This is a genomic window from Rahnella sp. 2050, assembly GCF_040544515.1.
GTDB lineage: Bacteria > Pseudomonadota > Gammaproteobacteria > Enterobacterales > Enterobacteriaceae > Rahnella > Rahnella aceris.
Genome location: NZ_JBEPKE010000003.1, coordinates 186,860 through 208,711 on the forward strand (window position 1 = coordinate 186,860; position 21,852 = coordinate 208,711).

General features: G+C 51.8%; 19 protein-coding genes. 15 read left to right on the plus strand and 4 right to left on the minus strand.

Translation table 11 applies throughout. The features are described from left to right. The first annotated feature begins 107 nt into the window (after positions 1-107). Genes cecR through ABIC79_RS14445 form a run of 5 tightly spaced genes read left to right on the plus strand, consistent with a single transcriptional unit; the run spans position 108 to position 5,774 of the window. Positions 108-779 carry a transcriptional regulator CecR gene (gene cecR / locus ABIC79_RS14425; protein WP_013578163.1) on the plus strand — a complete coding sequence of 224 codons (672 nt, stop codon included), beginning with the start codon at positions 108-110 and terminating at the stop codon, positions 777-779. Between the two features lie 13 nt (positions 780-792). Next, complete coding sequence (hlyD, locus tag ABIC79_RS14430; protein ID WP_013578162.1) at positions 793-1,797, plus strand: secretion protein HlyD; 1,005 nt, start codon at positions 793-795, stop codon at positions 1,795-1,797. Beyond that, the gene (locus ABIC79_RS14435) at positions 1,784-3,529 is read left to right on the plus strand and encodes an ATP-binding cassette domain-containing protein (protein WP_013578161.1); all 1,746 of its coding nucleotides are present in this window, start codon (positions 1,784-1,786) and stop codon (positions 3,527-3,529) included. The genes hlyD and ABIC79_RS14435 overlap by 14 nt, the downstream gene beginning before the upstream one ends. Then, on the plus strand, positions 3,522-4,658 hold the full coding sequence (locus ABIC79_RS14440) for an ABC transporter permease (RefSeq protein ID WP_121019901.1): 1,137 nt from the start codon (positions 3,522-3,524) through the stop codon (positions 4,656-4,658). The genes ABIC79_RS14435 and ABIC79_RS14440 overlap by 8 nt, the downstream gene beginning before the upstream one ends. 9 nt (positions 4,659-4,667) lie before the next feature. Then, positions 4,668-5,774, plus strand: coding sequence for an ABC transporter permease (locus ABIC79_RS14445; protein WP_013578159.1), 1,107 nt, complete (start codon positions 4,668-4,670; stop codon positions 5,772-5,774). A gap of 126 nt (positions 5,775-5,900) precedes the next feature. Here ABIC79_RS14445 and ABIC79_RS14450 read toward each other — a convergent pair whose 3' ends face one another. The 3 genes from ABIC79_RS14450 to ABIC79_RS14460 all read right to left on the minus strand — a co-directional run bounded on the left by ABIC79_RS14450 (position 5,901) and on the right by ABIC79_RS14460 (position 8,708). Beyond that, complete coding sequence (locus ABIC79_RS14450) at positions 5,901-6,704, minus strand: pyrroline-5-carboxylate reductase family protein (RefSeq protein ID WP_014416682.1); 804 nt, start codon at positions 6,702-6,704, stop codon at positions 5,901-5,903. Positions 6,705-6,706: 2 nt separating this feature from the next. Continuing rightward, positions 6,707-7,885, minus strand: a complete 1,179-nt coding sequence (locus ABIC79_RS14455; protein ID WP_013578157.1) for a M20 aminoacylase family protein — start codon at positions 7,883-7,885, stop codon at positions 6,707-6,709. Positions 7,886-8,006: 121 nt separating this feature from the next. Next, on the minus strand, positions 8,007-8,708 hold the full coding sequence (locus tag ABIC79_RS14460) for a GntR family transcriptional regulator (RefSeq protein ID WP_013578156.1): 702 nt from the start codon (positions 8,706-8,708) through the stop codon (positions 8,007-8,009). A 534-nt stretch (positions 8,709-9,242) separates the two neighbouring features. Between ABIC79_RS14460 and ABIC79_RS14465 the strand changes: the two genes are divergently transcribed. The 9 genes from ABIC79_RS14465 to umuC all read left to right on the plus strand — a co-directional run bounded on the left by ABIC79_RS14465 (position 9,243) and on the right by umuC (position 17,701). Then, the gene (locus tag ABIC79_RS14465; protein ID WP_013578155.1) at positions 9,243-10,370 is read left to right on the plus strand and encodes an ABC transporter substrate-binding protein; all 1,128 of its coding nucleotides are present in this window, start codon (positions 9,243-9,245) and stop codon (positions 10,368-10,370) included. Between the two features lie 48 nt (positions 10,371-10,418). After that, positions 10,419-11,312, plus strand: coding sequence for a branched-chain amino acid ABC transporter permease (locus ABIC79_RS14470; protein WP_013578154.1), 894 nt, complete (start codon positions 10,419-10,421; stop codon positions 11,310-11,312). After that, on the plus strand, positions 11,305-12,192 hold the full coding sequence (locus ABIC79_RS14475) for a branched-chain amino acid ABC transporter permease (RefSeq protein ID WP_013578153.1): 888 nt from the start codon (positions 11,305-11,307) through the stop codon (positions 12,190-12,192). Before ABIC79_RS14470 ends, ABIC79_RS14475 begins: the two co-directional genes overlap by 8 nt. Continuing rightward, entirely contained in the window at positions 12,189-12,968 is a 780-nt protein-coding gene (locus tag ABIC79_RS14480) for an ABC transporter ATP-binding protein (protein ID WP_014416680.1), read from the plus strand. The genes ABIC79_RS14475 and ABIC79_RS14480 overlap by 4 nt, the downstream gene beginning before the upstream one ends. Further along, positions 12,965-13,684: an ABC transporter ATP-binding protein gene (locus ABIC79_RS14485; protein WP_013578151.1), complete on the plus strand. Its 720-nt coding sequence runs from the start codon at positions 12,965-12,967 to the stop codon at positions 13,682-13,684. The genes ABIC79_RS14480 and ABIC79_RS14485 overlap by 4 nt, the downstream gene beginning before the upstream one ends. 33 nt (positions 13,685-13,717) lie before the next feature. Beyond that, on the plus strand, positions 13,718-14,557 hold the full coding sequence (locus ABIC79_RS14490; RefSeq protein WP_014416678.1) for a VOC family protein: 840 nt from the start codon (positions 13,718-13,720) through the stop codon (positions 14,555-14,557). A 199-nt stretch (positions 14,558-14,756) separates the two neighbouring features. Continuing rightward, positions 14,757-15,770 (plus strand): alpha/beta hydrolase family protein, encoded by a 1,014-nt coding sequence (locus ABIC79_RS14495; RefSeq protein WP_354567589.1) that lies wholly within the window; start codon positions 14,757-14,759, stop codon positions 15,768-15,770. A gap of 246 nt (positions 15,771-16,016) precedes the next feature. Then, complete coding sequence (umuD, locus tag ABIC79_RS14500; RefSeq protein ID WP_013578148.1) at positions 16,017-16,436, plus strand: translesion error-prone DNA polymerase V autoproteolytic subunit; 420 nt, start codon at positions 16,017-16,019, stop codon at positions 16,434-16,436. A 2-nt stretch (positions 16,437-16,438) separates the two neighbouring features. Further along, positions 16,439-17,701 (plus strand): translesion error-prone DNA polymerase V subunit UmuC, encoded by a 1,263-nt coding sequence (gene umuC / locus ABIC79_RS14505; RefSeq protein ID WP_014416677.1) that lies wholly within the window; start codon positions 16,439-16,441, stop codon positions 17,699-17,701. A 168-nt stretch (positions 17,702-17,869) separates the two neighbouring features. Here the strand turns inward: umuC and ABIC79_RS14510 are convergent, their stop codons facing one another. Then, the gene (locus ABIC79_RS14510; RefSeq protein WP_119262314.1) at positions 17,870-19,306 is read right to left on the minus strand and encodes a glycoside hydrolase family 1 protein; all 1,437 of its coding nucleotides are present in this window, start codon (positions 19,304-19,306) and stop codon (positions 17,870-17,872) included. A gap of 367 nt (positions 19,307-19,673) precedes the next feature. Between ABIC79_RS14510 and ABIC79_RS14515 the strand changes: the two genes are divergently transcribed. Continuing rightward, a complete protein-coding gene (locus tag ABIC79_RS14515; RefSeq protein WP_119262315.1) occupies positions 19,674-21,827 on the plus strand; it encodes a carbon starvation CstA family protein in 2,154 nt (717 codons plus the stop codon). Positions 21,828-21,852: the final 25 nt, after the last annotated feature.

Genomic DNA, 21,852 nt, shown 5'->3' on the forward strand with positions numbered 1-21,852 from the left:
AATAAATCGTCCGCACCACCTCGCAGGATACAAACACATCGCTGGACAGCCTATTTGTTTCGGCCTATTTTTAATCAATCGATTGATTAACTCTTTTATGAGGCAATATGCCGACCTCTCAACCTCCCATAACTTCTCGTGGCGAACAGGCTAAAAATAGCCTTATTAAAGCTGCCATCGCTCAGTTTGGTGAATATGGCTTGCAGGCGACCACCCGTGATATCGCGGCTCTTGCCGGGCAAAATATTGCGGCTATCACCTATTATTTCGGCTCAAAAGAAGAGCTGTATATTGCTTCTGCTGGGTGGATTGCAGATTTTATCAACGACAATTTTCTTGAGCACATGCAGTGCGCCGAAGAGGTTATGAGTCAGTCGCCATCAGACAAAGCGCAAATCCGCCAGCTAATTCATACGGCATGTGAGCAAATGATAAGGCTGCTCACCTCCGATGAAACTCTGAATCTCAGCAAATTTATCTCTCGCGAACAGCTTTCGCCAACACCCGCTTATCAGCTCATCCACGATCGTGTGATAGCACCGATGCACAGCCACCTGACTTCCCTTGTGGGCCGTTACACTGGACGTGATCCCCTGGATACCGAAACCATTTTGCATACTCACGCTTTGCTCGGACAGATTCTGGCCTTCCGACTGGGGCGGGAAACTATTTTACTACGCACCGGTTGGACAAACTTTGATAAGGCCAACCGGCAGCAAATCAGTAGCGTTGTGTTAACCCACGTCGATTTCATCCTGCTGGGATTGTCTGTTAATTAAGGAAGATCGTGCCATGAAAAATAAAAAGCCCATGGTTGTGCTCGTTGTTATTGCGTTGCTGGTCAGCTGTTTTGGCGGCTGGATGTGGTATCAAAGCGAGCAGGAAAAGCCATTAACGCTCTACGGGAATGTGGATATTCGCACAGTGAACATGAGCTTTCGCGTCGGTGGTCGCCTCGCTACGTTGCAGGTCGATGAAGGCGATTCAATCAAGGCTGGGGAAACGCTCGGGGAACTGGACAAAGGCCCGTATCAAAACGCCTTGCAACAGGCGGAAGCAAACGTTGCAGCGACACAAGCGAAATTTGATTTGATTATTGCCGGCTACCGTGACGAAGAAATTGCCCAGGTGGCCGCGCAGGTGAATCAGGCGCAGGCTGCCTATGACTATGCCCAGAATTTTTACCAGCGCCAACAAGGGCTGTGGGCCAGACGCATGATTGCTGCAAATGAGCTGGAAAATTCCCGTTCATCAAGCGATCAGGCAAAAGCTACGCTGAAAGCCGCGCGCGATAAGCTCAGTCAGTACCACAACGGTAACCGCCCACAAGAGATTGCCCAGGCACAGGCCAGTCTGCAACAGGCTAAAGCACAGCTCTCCCAGGCGCAGCTGGATTTACAGGACACCACGCTTACCGCCCCATCCGCCGGCACATTGCTTACTCGCGCTGTTGAACCAGGGAGCATGCTCAGCGCGGGTAGCACGGTATTAACGCTTTCCCTTACACGCCCGGTGTGGGTACGTGCTTATGTGAATGAAGTGAGTCTTTACAATGTACAGCCGGGTACGGAAGTGCAGATTTATACCGACGGGCGTCCCGAAAAGCCCTATCACGGCAAAATTGGCTTTGTTTCTCCTACCGCGGAGTTCACCCCTAAAACGGTTGAGACGCCCGATCTGCGCACCGATTTGGTCTATCGCCTGCGCATTATCGTGACCGATGCCGACGATTCGCTGCGTCAGGGTATGCCGGTCACCGTAAGTTTTAACAATGGTGCCCAGCATGACCCGCTATGACAGCGGCATCATCCGCTTACAGGGGCTGATGAAAAACTTCCCTGAACTGGGTAAACCCGCGGTAGCAAGCCTCGAATGTGAAATCCACCCGGGGGAAGTCACCGGGTTGGTGGGGCCTGACGGCGCAGGGAAAACCACGCTAATGCGTATGCTGGCAGGCTTGATGAAACCTAGCGGGGGAAGTGCACAGGTCATAGGCCTCGACCCAATCAAAGATGGCAGTGCCCTACACGCCGTAGTAGGGTACATGCCGCAAAAATTCGGGCTGTATGAAGATCTGACGGTAATGGAAAATCTCACTCTGTACGCAGACCTGCGTGGAGTGACGGCCGAGGAACGTAAAAAAACATTTGCGCGGCTGCTAGAATTTACTTCCCTCGGTCCCTTTACCTCGCGCCTCGCCGGCAAACTTTCCGGCGGTATGAAGCAGAAGCTAGGCCTCGCCTGTACACTGGTCGGCCAACCCAAGGTTCTGCTGCTCGATGAGCCCGGCGTCGGCGTAGACCCCATTTCGCGACGCGAGCTGTGGCAGATGGTGCACGAACTGGCAGGTGAAGGGATGCTGATCCTATGGAGTACTTCGTACCTCGACGAAGCTGAACAGTGCCGCGAGGTGCTGCTGCTGAACGAAGGCGAGCTGCTGTATCACGGAGCACCAAAAGAGCTGACGCAGAAAATGGCCGGGCGTTCGCTGCTGGTGAGTCATGGGGGAGAAAACAACCGCAAGCTGCTTCAGCGGGCGCTGAAATTGCCGCAGGTGAGCGACGGTGTGATCCAGGGGCGTTCCGTACGTCTGATACTGGCAAAAGACGCCACTATAGAAGAGCTGGCACAAGCATTGGATCTGTCTCTGGAGCAAATAACGCGTACCGTCCCGCGTTTTGAAGATGCGTTTATCGAACTGCTGGGGGGTACCGGCACGAAGGAATCACCGCTAGGAAAAATACTGCATACGGTGGAAGGCAGTTCCGAAGAAACGGTGATTGAAGCCAAACAGCTCACAAAGAAATTTGGTGATTTCACAGCGACTGACCAGGTCAATTTTACCGTACAGCGCGGCGAGATCTTCGGGCTGCTTGGGCCGAACGGCGCGGGTAAATCCACGACGTTTAAAATGATGTGCGGGCTGCTAGTGCCGACCTCTGGCAAGGCGCTGGTGTTGGATATGGATCTGAAAACCAGCTCCGGTAAGGCCCGTCAGCATCTGGGATATATGGCACAGAAGTTTTCGTTGTACGGCAACCTGACGGTTGCACAAAATCTGCGTTTCTTCTCAGGTGTGTACGGGCTGCACGGCAAGGCGCAGGACGACAAAATTTCCCGTATGAGTGAAGCGTTTAACCTCCAGCCGATATTTAACAGCCCGACAGATTCCCTGCCACTCGGCTTCAAGCAGCGCCTGGCGTTGGCCTGCTCACTGATGCATGAGCCGGATATTCTGTTCCTTGATGAACCCACGTCTGGCGTTGACCCGATTACACGGCGCGAATTCTGGTTGCACATCAACGACATGGTTGAAAAAGGTGTAACCGTGATGGTCACCACACACTTTATGGACGAGGCGGAATATTGCGACCGTATCGGGCTGGTATATCGTGGCAAGCTTATCGCCAGCGGCACGCCGGACGATCTCAAACAGCAGGCGGCAGACGACGAGCAGGTCGACCCAACCATGGAACAGGCATTTATCACGCTGATAAACAAGTGGGATAAGGAGCACACGCATGAGTGAGCATAAAATAGTCTCATGGAGGCGAGTACGCGCCCTCTGCGTGAAGGAAACGCGCCAGATTGCGCGTGACCCGAGCAGTTGGTTGATTGCTGTGGTGATCCCCCTGCTGCTGCTTTTTATTTTCGGCTTTGGCATCAACCTGGATTCAAGCCGCCTGCACGTGGGGATTCTGCTGGAACAGCAAAGCGAAGAAGCGCTGAGTTTCGCTCATACCATCAGCGCTTCGCCCTACATTCAGCCGACCATCAGCGATAACCGCCAAGAACTGATTCAGCTCATGCAGGCGGGAAAAATCCGCGGCATAGTGGTTATCCCTACAGACTTTGCGCAGAACATGGCGCGCGCCGGGGCTACAGCGCCGGTTCAGGTGATTACCGACGGCAGCGAACCGAACACCGCAAACTTTGTGCAGGGCTATGTCGAAGGGATCTGGCAGGTATGGCAACAGCAGCGCGCGAAGAGCCGGGGTGAAAGCGTCGAGCCACTGATTGATGTGCAACTGCGTTACTGGTTTAACCCTGCTGCTATCAGTCAGCATTTCATTATTCCGGGGGCGATAACCATCATTATGACGGTTATCGGTGCCATTCTGACATCGCTGGTCGTGGCGCGTGAGTGGGAACGAGGCACTATGGAAGCCCTGCTTTCAACGCAGATAACGCGTACCGAGTTGTTGCTGTGCAAGTTGCTCCCCTACTATGTGCTCGGCATGCTGGCAATGCTACTGTGTATGGTGGTTTCGGTATTTATTCTCGGCGTACCCTATCGCGGTTCGCTGCTACTGTTATTTTTGATTACCAGTCTGTTTTTGCTCAGTACGCTTGGTATGGGTCTGCTGATTTCGACTATCACTCGCAACCAGTTTAACGCCGCTCAAGTGGCGCTGAACGCTGCATTTTTACCTTCCATCATGCTCTCGGGCTTTATCTTCCAGATCGACAGCATGCCAGCGATTATCCGCGCAGTGACTTATATCATACCGGCGCGCTACTTCGTGAATACCCTGCAAACCCTGTTTCTCGCGGGAAATATCTCCACGGTGCTGATAGTTAACGTACTGTGTCTCATTGTCTCGGCAGTGATGTTTATCGGCCTGACGGCGTTGAAGACCAAACGTCGTCTGGATTAAGGGAAAGTTATGTATCATCGACTCTGGACATTAATTCGCAAAGAACTGCAATCCCTGCTGCGCGAGCCGCAAACCCGTACCATTTTGATTTTGCCGGTGGTGTTGCAGGTGATTCTGTTCCCGTTTGCCGCCACGCTTGAGGTCACTAACGCCACCATCGCGATTTACAACCAAGACAATGGCAGCCATTCCGTGGAACTGACGCAACGTTTTGCACACGCCAAAGCTTTTAGCCATCTGCTGCTGTTAAAAAGCCCGCAGGAAATCCAGCCAACCCTCGATAAACAAAAAGCGCTGCTGCTGATCCACTTCCCTGCGGATTTCTCGCGAAATTTGGCAAGCAATCAGCCAGCTAAACTGCAAATTATTCTTGACGGTCGTAACTCGAACAGTGCGCAGATTGCCGCCAATTACCTGCAGCAAATCGTGAAAAACTACCAACTAGAACTCATGACTGGTCAACCGAAGTCGAATAACAGTGAGCTGGTAATACGCAATTGGTATAACCCAAACCTGAACTACAAATGGTTTGTGGTGCCGTCGCTTATCGCCATGATAACGACCATCGGCGTAATGATTGTGACTTCACTGTCCGTTGCTCGTGAACGTGAACAAGGCACGCTCGACCAGCTCCTGGTGTCGCCGCTTGCCACCTGGCAGATATTTGTTGGTAAAGCCGTACCCGCGCAGATTGTCGCCATTGCGCAGGCCACTATTGTGCTCGGTGTGGGAATATGGGGTTATCAAATCCCCTTCTCTGGTTCGGTCTTACTGTTCTACTTCACCATGTTGATTTACGGGCTTTCGCTGGTGGGATTCGGGCTGCTGATTTCTGCACTTAGTTCGACGCAGCAGCAGGCATTTATTGGCGTATTTGTCTTTATGATGCCGGCGATTCTGCTTTCCGGCTATGTCTCACCGGTAGAGAACATGCCCGTGTGGTTGCAAAATCTGACGTGGATAAATCCTATCCGGCACTTCACGGACATCACAAAACAAATTTACCTGAAAGATGCGAGTCTGGACATTGTATGGGGAAGCCTGTGGCCGCTACTGGTGATTGCAGCGATAACAGGCTCAGCGGCGTACTGGATGTTTCGCCGCAAAGTGGCCTGATCTGTCAATCAAATTCTTCGCCAGGGGTTGCCACGCACATTGATGACTTTAGATGAGCTACATCCTTCAGCATGGCAGCCACACGTTGAAATTGCTGTCATAGACCACCCTTGTTAAAAAATAGTGTTATTTTTGACCAGAAAGCTCCGTTGTACGACGTACCGCAGCCAGAACGCTGCTTTGCAGACCAGCGGCGAAATTAATTTTATTCAACTCATATAAACCATTAATGCCAACCCCTGCCGGAGAGTTATTAATATCCATCAACTGGCGCGGATGGCGCCCGGATAACTTAAGCATTTCAACCGCGCCCACCAGGTTTTCCCATACCACTTGTGTTGACTGAGTCCGGGTTAATCCGGCAAGGACACCGGCGTCCGCCAGCGCTTCGACAAAATAATAGACATAGTTGACACCAGCGACAGCAAAACCGGTGAAGACGTCAATCAACCGTTCTTCCAGCACCATCACCTTGCCGAAACTTTCCAGAAACGGCATTACGGACGCGCTGTTAACATAAGCATTAAACGCCACGCCGCTGTAGCCCAGCCCGGTATCCGTCAGCGTATTCGGGATGATACGCGTAATCGGGCGTGACTCGCCCAGCATCAAAGACAACTGGGTCAGCGTTACGCCAGCAATAATAGAAATGACCGACGTCTGTGGCGCGGCATACTGCTTAATCAGTTGTGCGACATCAGCAATATTATCCTGCGGACGTACCCCAATCACGATGTGATCCGCTGCGGCCAGCGCGTTTGGCAAATCTTGTGTATTGCTCAACTCATAGCGCGCTTTCAGCGTTTCAATTCGCTCTGGATCAATATCCGATAAGCTGACCTCGTCCGGGTTTAATGCGCCGCGTTTTAAGGCTGCGCGCAGAATCGCTTCGGTCATTTGACCAGCACCAATAAAGTGGATATGGCTCATAGTTAATCCTCAGAAGTAACAGAAACAGGACCCAATGACCTCTCCACCAGCGATACCCAAAGACCGATGCCAGGTGCGATAAGTTGGTCATTAAAATCATAATGCGGGTTATGTAATGCCGCGCCCGGCGTTGGGCCATCGGCCCCCAGCCACAAATAAGCGCCCGGACAGGCTTCCAGAAAATAGGCGAAATCTTCTGCCGCCATTGAGGGTGATAACTGTGTGTGGACCTGCGTGATCCCCTCGACGTGGCGTGCGGCATCCGCCAGAATTTTTGCCTGTTGCGCATGGTTGACGGTTACCGGGTAACCGTATTCCCAGCGAATGCTGCCACTGACGCCAAATGGCCCGACGAGCTGTTCGACATACTCCGCCATCAGAATCTGGCAGCGCGCTCTGGCCGTCTGGCTCAGGCAACGCAGCGTGCCGGACAATTGCATTGTCTGCGGGACGACATTTATTGCTTCCCCGGCCTGGAGTTGCGTCACGCTGATCACGACGCTGTCCAGCGGAGAGAGTCGGCGCGTCATGATCGTTTGCAACGCGGTAATCAGGTGTGCACCGGCCAGCACCGGATCGGCCCCTTTTTCCGGCATCGCCGCATGGCATCCCACGCCAGTCAGCGTGATAAAAAAATTGTCCTGAGAAGCCATCATTGGGCCTGTGCTAACGGCCACTTGCCCCACCGGCAGCCCCGGCCAGTTGTGCAGCGCATAAACCGCAGAAACGGGAAAGCGCGTAAAGATCCCTTCTTCCACCATTAAACGCCCGCCGCCGGCATTCTCTTCCGCAGGCTGAAAAATAAAGTACACCGTCCCGTTGAACGCTCTGGTCTGGCTGAGATAGCGCGCCGCCCCCAGTAAAATGGCGGTATGCCCGTCATGTCCACAGGCGTGCATCATGCCTGGCGAGGAAGAGCACCATGCAACAGCGTTGTTTTCCTGGATGGGTAATGCATCAATATCAGCGCGAAGGGCTATAGACGGCCCCTCGCCATTGCGAAGAACACCCATCACGCCAGTGCCCGCAATGCCGGTATGCACTTCAAGATCATATTGGCGCAGCAGGCTGCTGATTTTCGCGGAAGTATGAAATTCTTGTAAGCCAATCTCCGGGTGCGTGTGGATCTCACGTCGCCAGATAATCGCCTGTTGAATAATCTCTTCGGGAATGGAGCGCATATATCCTCTACATTTTCCCGGCACAATGCCGCAGCATGACGCTGTGAATGAATTACCGGAACGCGTAATGCCCTCTGGTAGCTGATTAAATTATCGTTTTGGACCTAATGAAAAGAGTGGCTCAGGGCTTCCCAAAATAAATCCTGGCAAGCCCTTCTTTTGTGACTTCAACCGCGTGCTCGGCACTCAATGAAATATGTTGCTCAATCAGCACCACGCCTTTTTCGATATTCCGCTGGCGTAATGCTGCGATAATTTCGACATGCTCGTCATAGGCATTGTTCCTGCGCACGGGCGTTTCGAGATCGATACGCCGGAAAAAGCGGCTCAGCGAATTCAGACTATCGAGCATTTCATAGAGCCGACTATTATGGGAAATACGGGCTATTTCCATGTGGAAACGCTCATCAATTTCCGCAATCTTCGCCCAATCCTGTTCGGTTTGCGCCGGGCGATGCTGGCTCACTTCTTCCCAGATAGCCGTGGTCGTAGCGATCTCTTCATCTGTTGCCCGCAGGCAGGCGAAACGAAAGGTCGATTGCTCTATAACCATTCGCACCTCATAAAGTTCGCGGACACCTTCCGGCGTCAGGTCACGGGAGTAAAAACCCCGGTTGGGTACAAAATTCATAAAGCCGTCTTTTGCCAGACGGTTCAGCGCTTCCCGCACCGGCGTACGCGAGACCCCCAGTTGTGCCGCAAGCTCAACTTCATTCACCCGTTCGCCGGGACGAAAGTAGTAATCAATCGCCATGCCTTTCACTTTCTCGTAGACCTTTTCCACACTGTCAGCGCTACGGGATTTCTTTTTTATGATAACCACATTATCCCCTTAATTTACCGCATGCTCAGCACGAAAATAAAAATGCGGCAAAGATTATTTCACGTAATGTTTTTATAGATAGCACAGCAAAAAAAACAACTCAACACAAAAGTGAATACACTTTTCTTTAATTAAAAAATTACTCATTCATAAGCATTTTTCATCTTATTTATTCTTATGGATTTTCCCCGCACCATTTTACGGCAGCATTGCACTAAAATGATTCAAAGTGTATTCACTTATGCACACAGATATTTTTATTGGCCATGATAAAAATGAAAACGAAAGTTTTTTAGATATTTTCGATTCCATTGTATTTATTCATGAATTTGCATTCGTTTAACCTGAAATAAGCACTTGATACCGGGAACGTCCTGTTATCTGGCATCGTCTTTGCTTAATACACAAGTGTATGCACTTATATATTCACTTTAGTGCGCTCTTTTTCGGCATTACCAGGCAGGCTTGTGCACATTTGCGCAGGCGACAAAACACCGGCCTCAGAAGCCGGCAACAGCAAACCGGAGAACCAACATGAAAAATCGTTTCGGGCAAGGCATGATGCTGTCAACACTGGCAGGTATGACGTTGTTTGGTCTGGCGCGCACGGCGCAGGCCGATGTGAACATGGGTGCAATTTTGCCCTTAACCGGCACCAGCGCCAGCATTGGTGAAGATCAGCGTCGTGGTATTGAACTGGCGGTTGAACAGGTTAATGCCCAGGGCGGCGTTAATGGTCAGCCATTACATGTGATCGTGGAAGATTCCGCCGAAAGCCCGGTTACAGGCCTGAATGCCGTACGTAAGTTAACTCAGGTTAACCATGTCCCTTTAGTGATGGGCAGTTTTTCCTCTGGTGTCACCATTCCGGTTGGGCAATATCTGGTGAAGAACAATCTGCTGCACATCAATATTTCCGGTACCAGCACCGATATCCGCAAAATCGGCGCTACCTCCTGGAGCGTTATTGGCCTGGATTCTCTTTCCGCAAGCTTCTCGGCAGAAGATGTGCGCCAGCTCGGTTACAGCAAAGTGGCCTTTATCGCCCCGGATGGTGCTTACGGTCAGGGTATGGCGAAGCAGTTCACCAACGCGTTTGAAAAAGCCGGGGGCAAAGTGGTCGCCAAAGTGCTCTATGCCAGCGGTCAGCCTTCTTATCGCCGCGAGCTGGAACAAATTTCTCGCGCTCATCCGCAAGCCTACGTTTACACCAGCTACGGCCAGGATGCCATTGTGCTGAACCGTGAGGCCTGGGAGCTGGGTCTGAATAAAACGCCCTGGTATGGCATGTATTTAACCATGGCCGTTGAAGGTTCCCCGGCGCAGTACACCAACGGGCAGGTTGGTATGGAAGTCGCAGGTATTGACCAGAAAACGTCGGGTGGTCACGGCGTAAATTATGCTGAGCTGTACCAGAAAAAATTCCATGAGAAACCTCGCTCTGTGTACGGTAGCTATGCCTGGGATAGCGTAATGCTGGCGGCGGCAGCTATCGACAAAGCGCACAGTGCCGATCCGGCAGCCATGATCGCGGCAATGAAAACCGTTGCGCCTGGCTTTACCGGCATTACCGGTACATTAAATCTGGATGCCGATAACCAGCGTATGTCTCAGCCCTACCTGAAAGTGAAAGCGTTTAATGGCGTACCGGTTCCCCGGTAACGAGCCGCTTTATCTTGCCAGTTCACGCTACATCATCGGGGAAAAACCATGCTGCAGTTTTTGATTGATACATTGATTCGCACTGCGGATTTGTCGCTGGTCGCGCTGGGATTAAGCCTGGTTTACGGGCTGGTACGGTTCGCCAACATCGCTCATATGCAATATGCCATGGTCGGTTCATTTATCACCGCCGCCGGGCTTCGTCTTGGCATGCCGTTGGCTCTGGCAATCGTGTTTTCTGCATTGGTCTGCGGCATGCTGTCCATGATTTTGCATCACTGGGTTTATCAGCCACTGCTGAAAAGCGGTACCGCTAACGCCATGATCGGATCGCTTGCGGTATCGATGGTGCTGATCGCACTGGTTCTCGGGGTTGAGGGGTCGGCCCCGGTGAATTATTCCCTGCCTGTGGGTGCGCTCTTGCAGGTTGGGGACACCCGAATCTCCTCTGACGAACTCTGGGGTCTTGGCGTCACGATTTCGCTGGTGGTGGTGTTCAGCCTGTTGCTGTTTCGTACGCCGCAAGGTCGCGCTATCCGTGCGCTGGCAAGTAACCGGGATCTGGCAGCAGCCTCCGGGTTAAATGCCAGCGCAATTATCCACACCGTCAACCTGTTGGCTGGAATGCTGGCCGCTGTGGGAGGCAGTATGCTGGCGATGAATGCCAGCGCATGGGTCAACCAGGGCAATGATCTGATGTTGCCGGTGCTCGCTGCCGCCATTCTCGGCGGGCTGGGAAATCCAATGGGCGCCATTTTTGGTGCACTTCTTATCGCTGCAACCGAAACCCTCGTGACCAACATCGACTGGAGCTGGCTGTTCGGCGGCGACTTATTGTTTATCCCGGTGACCTGGGTGAACGCCTCATCGTTTGTCATTCTGCTGCTGGCGCTGTTACTGCGTCCTTATGGCCTGTTTAACCGGGAGGTCCGCCGTGTCTGAGTTTTTACTGCATATCCTTTGCCTTGCCGGGATCTATGCCATTATCGCGCTTGCCCTGAATTTACAGGCAGGTTACGCCGGTTTGCTGAATTTCGGTCACATTGTGTTTGTCGGAACCGGCGCTTATGCCGTCGGTCTGGGAAACAATTTTGGGTTGCCGCTGTGGGTGGTGATCCCGGCCGGGTTACTGTGTGCCATTGTTATCAGCGCACTGATGGCGTTGCTGGGGCGTCAGCTAACGGCGGACTACTGGGGCATTGCCACGTTGGCGCTGGCTGAAATCATCCGCATTGCCGTCGTCAATGAAGACGCACTGACGGGCGGCGCGCAGGGGATTGGCGGCCTGTCTTCGCCCTGGTCGACCGGTGATACCGTCACCGATACGCGTATCTTCGCGATCATTATTCTGCTCAGCGTCATCGTCGCCACGCTCGCCAGCCTGCGTATCGGCGCCAGCCGGTTTGGGCGGGCGCTGCGCCTGATGCGCGAGCAACCTCAGTTAGCGATCTGCATGGGCTATGCGCTGCCGTGGCTGAAATGCCGGGCGTTGATGAGCAGTGCTGTGATGTGCTGTCTGGCCGGTATGTTACTGGCCTGGTACACCGATTATGTCAGCCCGGATTACCTGCTTTCGTCGGAAACCTTTCTTATCTGGAGCATGGTGATGATCGGTGGTATTGGCAATGTGCGCGGCGTGTTGCTGGGCGTGTTGCTGGTGGAAGGGCTGTATAACTTTATCCCCTTTGCAAAAGACTATTTCCACATCAGTTCAGACCTGACTGGCGCTCTACGCCTGGGGTTGGTGGGTCTGGCTTTATTACTGTGTCTGCTCACACGGCCAGGTGGTCTGTTACCGGAAAAATTAAGGACTTTCTCATGAGCCGTTTGCTTGAAGTGGCTGATATCAGCAAATCCTTTGGCGGCAACCAGGTACTGACATCCGTATCATTTACGCTGGAAAAGGGGGAGATTCTTGGCCTGCTGGGGCCGAATGGTTCCGGTAAAAGTACGCTGCTCAACACCATTTCCGGGTTTAACCGGCCGGATGGCGGCAGCATCACATTCGATGGACAGTCCATTACTCGTCAGCCCAGCCACCGGATCATCCAGGCTGGCATTGCACGCACCTTCCAGCTCCCCGTCATGCCGGAAAAGATGAGCGTTATGGAAGTCGTGATGACTGCCGGTACTCGTCAGCACGGGTTATTCAACGGTCTGCTGGGGCTGGCTTCCGGGCGTAAAGCCGAACAGGAAGACAGGACCCGCGCCAGCGAATTACTGGATACCTTGCTGTTAACCAAAGTTAAAGATCTGCCTGCTGCGGCGCTTTCCGGCGGACAGAAAAAACTACTGGGTATTGCCTGCGCGCTGATGGGTAAACCGACGCTGCTGATGCTGGATGAGCCTATGGCCGGTGTGCACCCGAAATTACGCCAGGAGCTGGTGGAAACGTTGGTCAACCTGAGCCGTCAGGGTATTTCACTTTTGGTTATTGAACACGATATGCATTTTATAAACACCCTGTGCCAGCGCTGCATCGTGCTGGATCGCGGACAGATTGTCGCCAGTTGCCGCCCGGATGAACTGGCGCAGAACCAGCAAGTACTGGATGCCTATTTAGGGCAAAGCACCGCAACATTGCAGGAGGCCGTATGATTACCCTCGAAAACGTGGTCGCCGGTTATACCCCGGGGATTGATATTCTGCACGGTATTTCATTGCATGTTGAACAGGCGGAAATCGTGACGCTGCTGGGGCCAAATGGCTGCGGCAAATCCACCTTGCTGAAATCGATTGCCGGATTTGTCTCCCCGCGCGAAGGACGGGTTGAAATCGATGGATGCGAAACGGCAAAAATTCCGGTGCACCGGAAAATCCGTGAATGCTCACTCGGGTTTGTCCCACAACTGGACAACGTCTTCAACAATCTGACCGTGGCAGAAAATCTACAAACCGGGGGACAATTTTTACCGCCAGGCCAACGTAAGCAGCGAATGGCGCAACTGGCGGAAAATTACCCGGTGTTACATAAAAAATGGCAATCACCCGCGTCAGCGCTTTCCGGCGGCGAGCGACAAATCCTCGCGCTGGCAAGGGCTCTGATGCCTGAACCCGCAGTACTGCTGCTCGATGAACCTTCGGCCGGGCTGTCACCGAAAATGCTTACGGAAGTTTTTAGCGCCATACAAACCATTCGCCGCCAGGAAAAAGTGACCATTTTAATGGTCGAGCAGAATGCTATGGAGGCACTGCACATTTCCGACCGGGTCTATGTTCTGGCGCTGGGGAAAGTGGCGATGGAGGGCAGCGCGCAGGACCTGCTACACGACCCCCGTATGCGCGAACTCTATTTTGGCGGTCGTGCCGCCTGACAGGATCAGTAAAAAGAACAGAAGGAAGACACCATGCCGATTACCCCGGTTATCGATCACGCGGTGATTAATGTCGATGAAGAACTGGATCAGGCGCAAGGCCTGTTCCAGCGGATGGGATTTCAGCTCAGTACACGGGGGCACCATTCGATGGGCTCCAGTAACCATCTGGCCGTCTTTGCAGATAACTATCTGGAACTTTTAGGTTATGAGCCTGCCAGTCAGACAGACTCGCGAGGATTGTGGAACGTTGCGCCAGGCCTTGCCGGACTGGTCTGGAAAACCCGGGATGCGCATGCGGTATGGCAGCACCTCCGGCAATGTCAACTCGATGGCGAACCGCCGACCCGCTTCTCACGCCCGGTGATATTGCCGGACGGCAGCCAGACTGAGGCCCGGTTCTGCATCTCGCGGATCCGCGCCAGCGCCCTGGCATACGGCTTCAGTTTTTTCTGCGAACATCAAACGCCGCAGGCCGTTTGGCAGCCCGCCTGGCGGGTACATCCTAATGGCGTGCAAGCGCTGTCTGCCTTCGTTATTGCCTCGCCTCAACCTGAACAGACGCTGGCGCTGTATCACCAGTTGTTCAGTGTGGAGGCCCGCGCGGAGGCCAACGGTGGTTATGTGCTTGATTCAGGGACCTGCTGCCTGCGTATTATCACTCATCAACAAGCACGTCTGGAATTCGCGCTTCCGCCTGTCGCTGCGCAGGCACCGGCGAAAATGGTGGCGCTCTGTTTCCAGGTAGCATCACTGGAGCAGCTCAGGCGCTGTCTTAGCCAGGGGGATATTCAGTGGCGCGAGCAAGATGATCAACTGTTGGTGACGCAGCAGCATGCTCAGTGGCTGGCGATGCGCTTTAAGGATAAATAGCGGTGAAGCTCCGCCAGTTACTGTTGGTAAATCTCACTTAATTTCCATTTGTTCATCCCTGAAGTGGAAGTTAACGCCCACAGCAGCACCAAGATTATTACTGTCAGGAGCTTCGAATTTTAAGTCATTGACATCCTGTTCTATAAAGTATTAAAAAAGTCGGCTGATATTTAATTTTATAAATTATAAAGAGCTATACATGATTAAATATATTGTGTCATTTTCAATTATGATTGTCGTTCTCATTATTTTTTTGCTTAGCCGATTATATGATTTCGATCTTTCAGGGTACGGGCAACAACGTTCTATATCTTTTAAGCATAATAACGATGTTCTGGTGGGGACGTTGATTATGCCTCCAGGTAAGGTTTCTCCTCCGTTTGTGCTTTTAGTTCATGGAGACGGACCTCAGGACCGCTGGTCAGAAGGTGGATATATTCCATTGGTTAAATTCCTTGTCTCACAGGGAATTGCCGTTTTTTCATGGGATAAACCTGGTGTGGATAAAAGTACAGGTAACTGGCTGGCACAGACAATGTCAGATCGCGCAGAGGAGGCGGTTTTGGCGTTAAAAAAACTGAGAGAACAGCCGGAACTGAAAAAAAGTCGCGGAGGTTATCTTGGGTTCTCGCAGGCAGGTTGGGTTGTACCGCAGGCGAGCCAACTGACAACAACTGAGTTTGTTGTGCTGATAGGTGCGGCGATAAACTGGCGTAATCAGGGCATATACTATACAGGGCAACGACTTAAAGTCGAAGGTCGCTCCCTGAATGATATTCAGGATGCTAAAAAACATGAAGCCGTGGCTTTTGACCGCCAGTTTACAGAAGAAGCAGCGGTTCTCCCCTGCCACTCCCAATGTACGCGCCAGGACTTCGAACGCAGGAATTCTCTGGCTGATGCGACGAAAGATATTTCCGGTACACATACTCCGGTATTAATTCTGATGGGCCAGGATGACCGGAATGTAGACGCTGATGAAACAGCCACGGTCTGGGCCAAAGCACTACCAGCGGGCACTCCCCGCTGTATCAGGCAGTTGCCGGGGGCAACTCACGGACTTTTACGAAGCGAATGGTTTGATTATCAACTTGCTTCTCAGTGGCCTTTGTGGAAACAGGGACTTTTTCTGCTGTCAGGGAGATACTCATATTCGCCCGGGGCGCTCAGGACTGTCTCATCATGGATCCTGAATCAGAACTGTGTGGACTGAATTGCATTCTTATTACGTGCCGAAAGCCAGTTCTTCATCGAAGAGCAGGGACCGAGGTGACTTACCGTCAGAGTGCTACGGTTTCGCTGAACTGGGTTTAAGTCAGGCAACAAAACTATATTGGATACCACACAAACTAAATTAACAGACACTTCAAGCACTTTCAGGAATCGCTTCACAAGTTTCTTGATCCTTAGCTGCATTCAGCAATACTGTATATAAACACAGTATATCGGAATCAACATCATGCAGCTCATTCGACCAACTGAGGCTTCTCAACCAGTCATGCTTCCTCTCTTCTCTGAGAAAGTGCCCTGTGGCTTTCCGAGCCCAGCGCAGGACTATGTCGAGGACAGACTGGATCTCAACAAATTGCTGATAAGACATCCGAGTGCCACTTACTTCATAAAAGTTAGCGGGGAGTCTATGCATGGCGCCGGCATCAGTGATGGGGATCTTTTAGTGGTGGATCGCTCGCTTTCAGCCGTACATGGCGATATTGTTATTGCTGCTGTTTCAGGTGAATTCACCGTGAAAGAACTTCGTACTCATCCTTATCTACAGCTAGTACCTCACAACGATGATTATTCTTCGATTTCATTTCAAAATGCAGAAGAATTAGAAATATTCGGAGTGGTCATTTTTAGTATTAAGGCGCATAAATAATTATGTTCGCTCTCATCGACGTAAATAGTTTTTATACTTCTTGCGAAACTGTTTTTCGGCCAGACTTGCAGGGGAAGCCTGTTGTCGTCGTTTCCAATAACGATGGCTGTATTATTTCTCGCTCAGCCGAGGCAAAATCCCTTGGTATTAAAATGGGTGAGCCATTTTTTAAAATAAAAAACAATACATATAGCTCCAGGGTTTATGTATTCAGTTCTAATTATGCACTTTATGCCGATCTAAGTGAGCGAGTTATGCAGACGCTAACTGAAATGTCTCCTTCGATCGAAGTTTACTCAATAGACGAAGCCTTCGTTAATTTATCTGGGGTAATAAATTGCATGCCCCTAAATTGCTTCGGTCATGAAATGAAAAATAGAGTATTTAAAAATACAGGATTAACTGTGGGGGTTGGTATTGCACAAACAAAGACATTAGCAAAGTTAGCTAACCATGCAGCCAAGAAATGGCGTGGCACTGGTGGCATTGTCGACTTATCGAATATTGAACGTCAGCGCAGGCTACTGGCAATTATCTCTGTTGAGGATGTCTGGGGTATTGGTCGGAGAATTAGTAAGAAACTTAATTCAATGGGTATTAATACAGCACTTGACCTGGCTGAAAGCTCATTATGGGTAATAAGAAAACACTTCAATGTTGTTCTCGAAAGGACTGTTCGTGAACTTCGAGGTGAACAATGTCTTGAACCGGAAGAGTTTGCACCAGAAAAACAACAGATCATCTGCAGTAGATCTTTTGGCAACCGCATAACTCAGTATTCGGATATGCATCAAGCCATTTGTGACTATGCTGAGCGAGCATCAGAAAAACTACGTAGTGAGCGCCAGTTCTGCCGTTTCGTTAGTGTTTTCCTTCATACCAGCCCACACGCACATAATGAAACATACTATGGAAATCAAGCATCCATGAAGCTACTGACCCCTTCTAATGATACTCGTGACATTATAAATTCGGCCACAAACTCCCTGAAGAGAATATGGGTTGATGGCCATCAATATATGAAGGCTGGCGTTATGTTGGCTGATTTTTTCAGTAATGGAGTAGCGCAGCTAAATTTATTTGACGATAACGCTCCACGAAAAAACAGTGCAGCGTTAATGGAGGCTATCGATAAATTAAATAACTCTGGGAAAGGAAAGATCTGGTTTGCAGGGCAGGGTATTGAAAAAAACTGGGCGATGAAACGGGAGATGCTTTCTCCCGCTTACACAACCCGATATTCAGACTTACCAGTGGCAAGGTGAAATTATTCATGCAAGCCACGAGGAAAGGAAACAGCCTCTGATGAATGCCACTCACGTTCGCCACGCTCACGAAAATCAGCGCCAGCGTCTTCGATGACTTGCTGACTTAAGGTCGGTGAAAACAGTCCGGCTATCACCCGGACTGTTTTCAAACCTGGCGGGGGAATATCAGCTGATATCTGCGCCGTTCGTCTCGATCACTTTCTGATACCAGTGGAACGATTTCTTCCTGTAACGGTTACCGGTGCCGGAAATCTTATCGTCGAGGTCGACATAAATCAGACCGTAGCGTTTACTCATCTCACCGGTAGACATACTCACCAGATCAATACATCCCCACGGGGTATAACCCATCAGTTCCACGCCGTCGTCAATGGCTTCAGCCATCGCCTGAATATGCTGGCGCAGATAGTTGATACGGTAATCATCGGCAATAAAGTGGTTTTCATCCGGCTTATCGACGGCGCCCAGCCCGTTCTCGACAATAAACAACGGCTTTTCATAGCGATCGTACAGCTGATTGAGGGCAATACGCAGGCCGACCGGATCGATTTCCCAGCCCCATTCACTGGCTTCGAGGAACGGATTGCGCGCGCCGCCAAGCAAGTTGCCCTGCGCCGAAACCGCATCAGGATTGGTTTTGTTGATGGTTGAAGACATGTAGTAGCTGAAACCAATGTAATCCACCGTATGTTCTTTAATCAGCGCTAAATCACCCGGCTGAATATCCAGTTCAACACCCTGAGACTTCCACAAACTTTTGGCGTAATACGGATATTTACCACCGGCCTGCACGTCGGCGCAGTAGAAATTAAACGCCTGCGTCTCTTTCAGGGTTTCCAGTTGATTAACCGGATTACAGTCATAAGCGTAGTTGGTGGCAAACAGGATCATGCAACCAATCTGAATCTGTGCGTTGGTTTCATGGGCGATTTTGACCGCCAGACTGCTGGCGACAAACTGGTTATGCCACGCCTGGAATTTCGCCTGCGCCTCAAGCGCGCCGGTTTTTACCGTCAGCCCCTGACTCATGATCGGGAAATGCGCCGCGCTGTTGATCTCGTTGAAAGTCATCCAGTACTTCACTTTATGCCCAAAGCGGGTCAGCACCGTGCGGGCAAAACGCTCAAAGTGACCAATCAGTTCACGGTTTTTCCAGCCGCCAAACGCGGTAGCCAGATGGAGCGGCATCTCATAATGGGAAATGGTGATCACCGGTTCGATGCCGTGCGCAATACAGGCATCAATCACCTGATCATAATGCTTCAGCCCCGCTTCGTTAGGTTCCTGCTCAATACCGTTCGGGTAGATGCGGGTCCAGGCGATAGAAAAGCGGTAACATTTGAATCCCATTTCCGCGAACAGCGCGATATCTTCCTGAAAGCGATGATAGTGATCGATGCCTTTATGATTGGGATACGTGTAGTTTGCAGTATCAAGGGTGAAATCAAACTCCGGTGAGGAAACGATGTTCAGACGCGCTTTGCCACCCGGAATCGCATCGACAATCGACAGCCCTTTGCCATCCTTATCGTAAGCACCTTCAACCTGATTGGCCGCCGTTGCCCCGCCCCACATAAAGCCTTGCGGAAACTTACCTTTCATAAAAACTCCCTGAATGTGTTGATTGATCCCTCGGATCATTTAGCAAATGAATAATTTACCTGTCAAAACACGGCTCTGCCACAAAAGTTACGCCGATGCCCGGGCTTTCAGGCATAACCGGTGCAGTGATCTAAATCACAGATTTTGCTGCATTAATCGCTCCCTGAACCGCTTATTCCGCGTAATAACCGCTTATCTCCCTCTGTGACCGCTTACCAAGTTTCCCCCCTGCGCGCCTGCGAATTTGGCACCCTATGCGGGCAGTAAAGTGTGTAACAAAACAGGTCCCTGCCTCTCTGAAAGCGGTCCTTAATAAAGAAAACAGAGACGGGTATTTCGTGAGTCTTTTAAAATAACCGGGTTATTTATGAATAAAAAAGCATTATTCAAGCACATACCGTGGATGATTGTGGCTCTCCTCGGTGCCTGCTGTCTGGGTGTGGTTGCCCTGCGGCGGGGTGAACATATCAGCGCCTTATGGATAGTCGTGGCCTCTGTCTCGGTTTATCTGGTGGCCTATCGCTATTACAGCCTGTATATCGCGCAAAAGGTCATGAAACTCGACCCTTCGCGCTCGACGCCTGCGGTAATCAACAATGACGGCCTGAACTATGTGCCGACCAACCGCAACGTACTGTTCGGCCACCATTTTGCCGCTATCGCCGGGGCGGGTCCGTTAGTCGGACCTGTGCTCGCCGCGCAAATGGGGTATCTGCCGGGCGTTCTGTGGTTGCTGGCCGGTGTGGTTCTGGCCGGTGCGGTGCAGGACTTCATGGTGCTGTTCATCTCTTCACGCCGTAACGGCGCGTCCCTGGGCGAGATGATCAAAGAAGAGATGGGGCCGGTGCCGGGCACTATCGCCCTGTTCGGCTGTTTCCTGATCATGATTATTATTCTGGCGGTGCTGGCCTTAATCGTGGTGAAAGCACTGGCTGAAAGCCCGTGGGGCGTGTTTACCGTGTGTTCTACGGTGCCGATTGCCCTGTTTATGGGCATCTACATGCGCTTTATCCGCCCGGGTCGCGTGGGTGAGATCTCGGTGATTGGCGTGATCCTGCTCGTCGCGGCTATCTGGTTCGGGGGCGTTATCGCCAGCGATCCTTACTGGGGTCCGGCGCTGACCTTCAAAGACACCACCATTACCTTCACCCTGATTGGTTATGCGTTTGTCTCCGCTCTGTTGCCGGTGTGGCTGATTCTGGCGCCGCGTGATTATCTGGCAACGTTCCTGAAAATCGGCGTTATCGTCGGGCTGGCGATCGGTATCGTGATCCTCAATCCGGAACTGAAAATGCCGGCCCTGACCCAGTACATCGACGGCACAGGTCCGTTGTGGAAAGGCGCCCTGTTCCCGTTCCTGTTTATTACCATCGCCTGCGGTGCGGTGTCTGGTTTCCACGCACTGATCGCCTCCGGCACCACGCCTAAACTGCTGGCCTGCGAAACCGATGCCCGGTTTATCGGTTACGGCGCAATGCTGATGGAATCCTTCGTGGCGGTGATGGCGCTGGTCGCGGCATCAATCATCGAGCCGGGTTTGTACTTCGCCATGAATACCCCGCCAGCCGGTCTGGGCATCATCATGCCAAACCTGCACGAACTGGGCGGTGATCATGCGCCGATGATTCTGGCGCAACTGAAAGACGTCACGGCGCACGCTGCAGCAACCGTCAGTTCATGGGGATTTGTGATCTCGCCTGAGCAGATTATGCAAACGGCGAAAGACATCGGCGAACCCTCAGTGCTGAACCGCGCAGGTGGTGCACCCACGCTGGCCGTCGGGATTGCGCACGTGTTCCACAAAATTATGCCGCTGGCCGATATGGGCTTCTGGTATCACTTCGGCATTCTGTTTGAAGCGCTGTTCATCCTGACCGCACTGGATGCGGGCACCCGTTCCGGCCGCTTTATGTTGCAGGATCTGCTGGGTAACTTTATCCCGTTCCTGAAAAAAACCGATTCACTGATCGCCGGGATTATCGGCACCGCAGGCTGTGTCGGGCTGTGGGGTTATCTGCTGTATCAGGGCGTGGTCGATCCGCTGGGTGGCGTGAAAAGTCTGTGGCCGCTGTTCGGTATCTCAAACCAGATGCTGGCCGCCGTCGCGCTGATCCTCGCCACCGTCGTTCTGGTGAAAATGAAACGTACGAAGTACATCTGGGTCACCATGCTGCCAGCCATCTGGCTGCTTATCTGCACCACCTGGGCGCTGGGTCTGAAACTGTTCAGCACCAATGCACAGATGGAAGGCTTCTTCTACATGGCCGGTCAGTATAAAGAACGCATTGCCACTGGCGGCGCGAACCTGACACCAGAACAAGTCAGCAATATGCACCATATTGTCATCAACAACTACACCAACGCCGGGCTGAGTGTTCTGTTCCTGATTGTGGTGTACAGCATCATTTTCTACGGTATCCGCGCCTGCCTGCAGGCACGTAAAACCGACAAACGTACCGATAAGGAAACGCCTTATGTGCCGGTTCCTGCGGAAGGGATAAAAATCGCCTCCGGGCACTGACCGTTTACCTCAAAGCCCCGCACCC

What these genes read in the sequence shown, in the direction of transcription:
- cecR (WP_013578163.1), top strand. Translation starts at nt 108, where the DNA reads ATGCCGACCTCTCAACCTCCCATAACTTCTCGTGGCGAACAGGCTAAA.
- hlyD (WP_013578162.1), top strand. Translation starts at nt 793, where the DNA reads ATGAAAAATAAAAAGCCCATGGTTGTGCTCGTTGTTATTGCGTTGCTG.
- ABIC79_RS14435 (WP_013578161.1), top strand. Translation starts at nt 1,784, where the DNA reads ATGACCCGCTATGACAGCGGCATCATCCGCTTACAGGGGCTGATGAAA.
- ABIC79_RS14440 (WP_121019901.1), top strand. Translation starts at nt 3,522, where the DNA reads ATGAGTGAGCATAAAATAGTCTCATGGAGGCGAGTACGCGCCCTCTGC.
- ABIC79_RS14445 (WP_013578159.1), top strand. Translation starts at nt 4,668, where the DNA reads ATGTATCATCGACTCTGGACATTAATTCGCAAAGAACTGCAATCCCTG.
- ABIC79_RS14450 (WP_014416682.1), bottom strand. Translation starts at nt 6,704, where the DNA reads ATGAGCCATATCCACTTTATTGGTGCTGGTCAAATGACCGAAGCGATT.
- ABIC79_RS14455 (WP_013578157.1), bottom strand. Translation starts at nt 7,885, where the DNA reads ATGCGCTCCATTCCCGAAGAGATTATTCAACAGGCGATTATCTGGCGA.
- ABIC79_RS14465 (WP_013578155.1), top strand. Translation starts at nt 9,243, where the DNA reads ATGAAAAATCGTTTCGGGCAAGGCATGATGCTGTCAACACTGGCAGGT.
- ABIC79_RS14470 (WP_013578154.1), top strand. Translation starts at nt 10,419, where the DNA reads ATGCTGCAGTTTTTGATTGATACATTGATTCGCACTGCGGATTTGTCG.
- ABIC79_RS14480 (WP_014416680.1), top strand. Translation starts at nt 12,189, where the DNA reads ATGAGCCGTTTGCTTGAAGTGGCTGATATCAGCAAATCCTTTGGCGGC.
- ABIC79_RS14485 (WP_013578151.1), top strand. Translation starts at nt 12,965, where the DNA reads ATGATTACCCTCGAAAACGTGGTCGCCGGTTATACCCCGGGGATTGAT.
- ABIC79_RS14490 (WP_014416678.1), top strand. Translation starts at nt 13,718, where the DNA reads ATGCCGATTACCCCGGTTATCGATCACGCGGTGATTAATGTCGATGAA.
- ABIC79_RS14495 (WP_354567589.1), top strand. Translation starts at nt 14,757, where the DNA reads ATGATTAAATATATTGTGTCATTTTCAATTATGATTGTCGTTCTCATT.
- umuD (WP_013578148.1), top strand. Translation starts at nt 16,017, where the DNA reads ATGCAGCTCATTCGACCAACTGAGGCTTCTCAACCAGTCATGCTTCCT.
- umuC (WP_014416677.1), top strand. Translation starts at nt 16,439, where the DNA reads ATGTTCGCTCTCATCGACGTAAATAGTTTTTATACTTCTTGCGAAACT.
- ABIC79_RS14510 (WP_119262314.1), bottom strand. Translation starts at nt 19,306, where the DNA reads ATGAAAGGTAAGTTTCCGCAAGGCTTTATGTGGGGCGGGGCAACGGCG.
- ABIC79_RS14515 (WP_119262315.1), top strand. Translation starts at nt 19,674, where the DNA reads ATGAATAAAAAAGCATTATTCAAGCACATACCGTGGATGATTGTGGCT.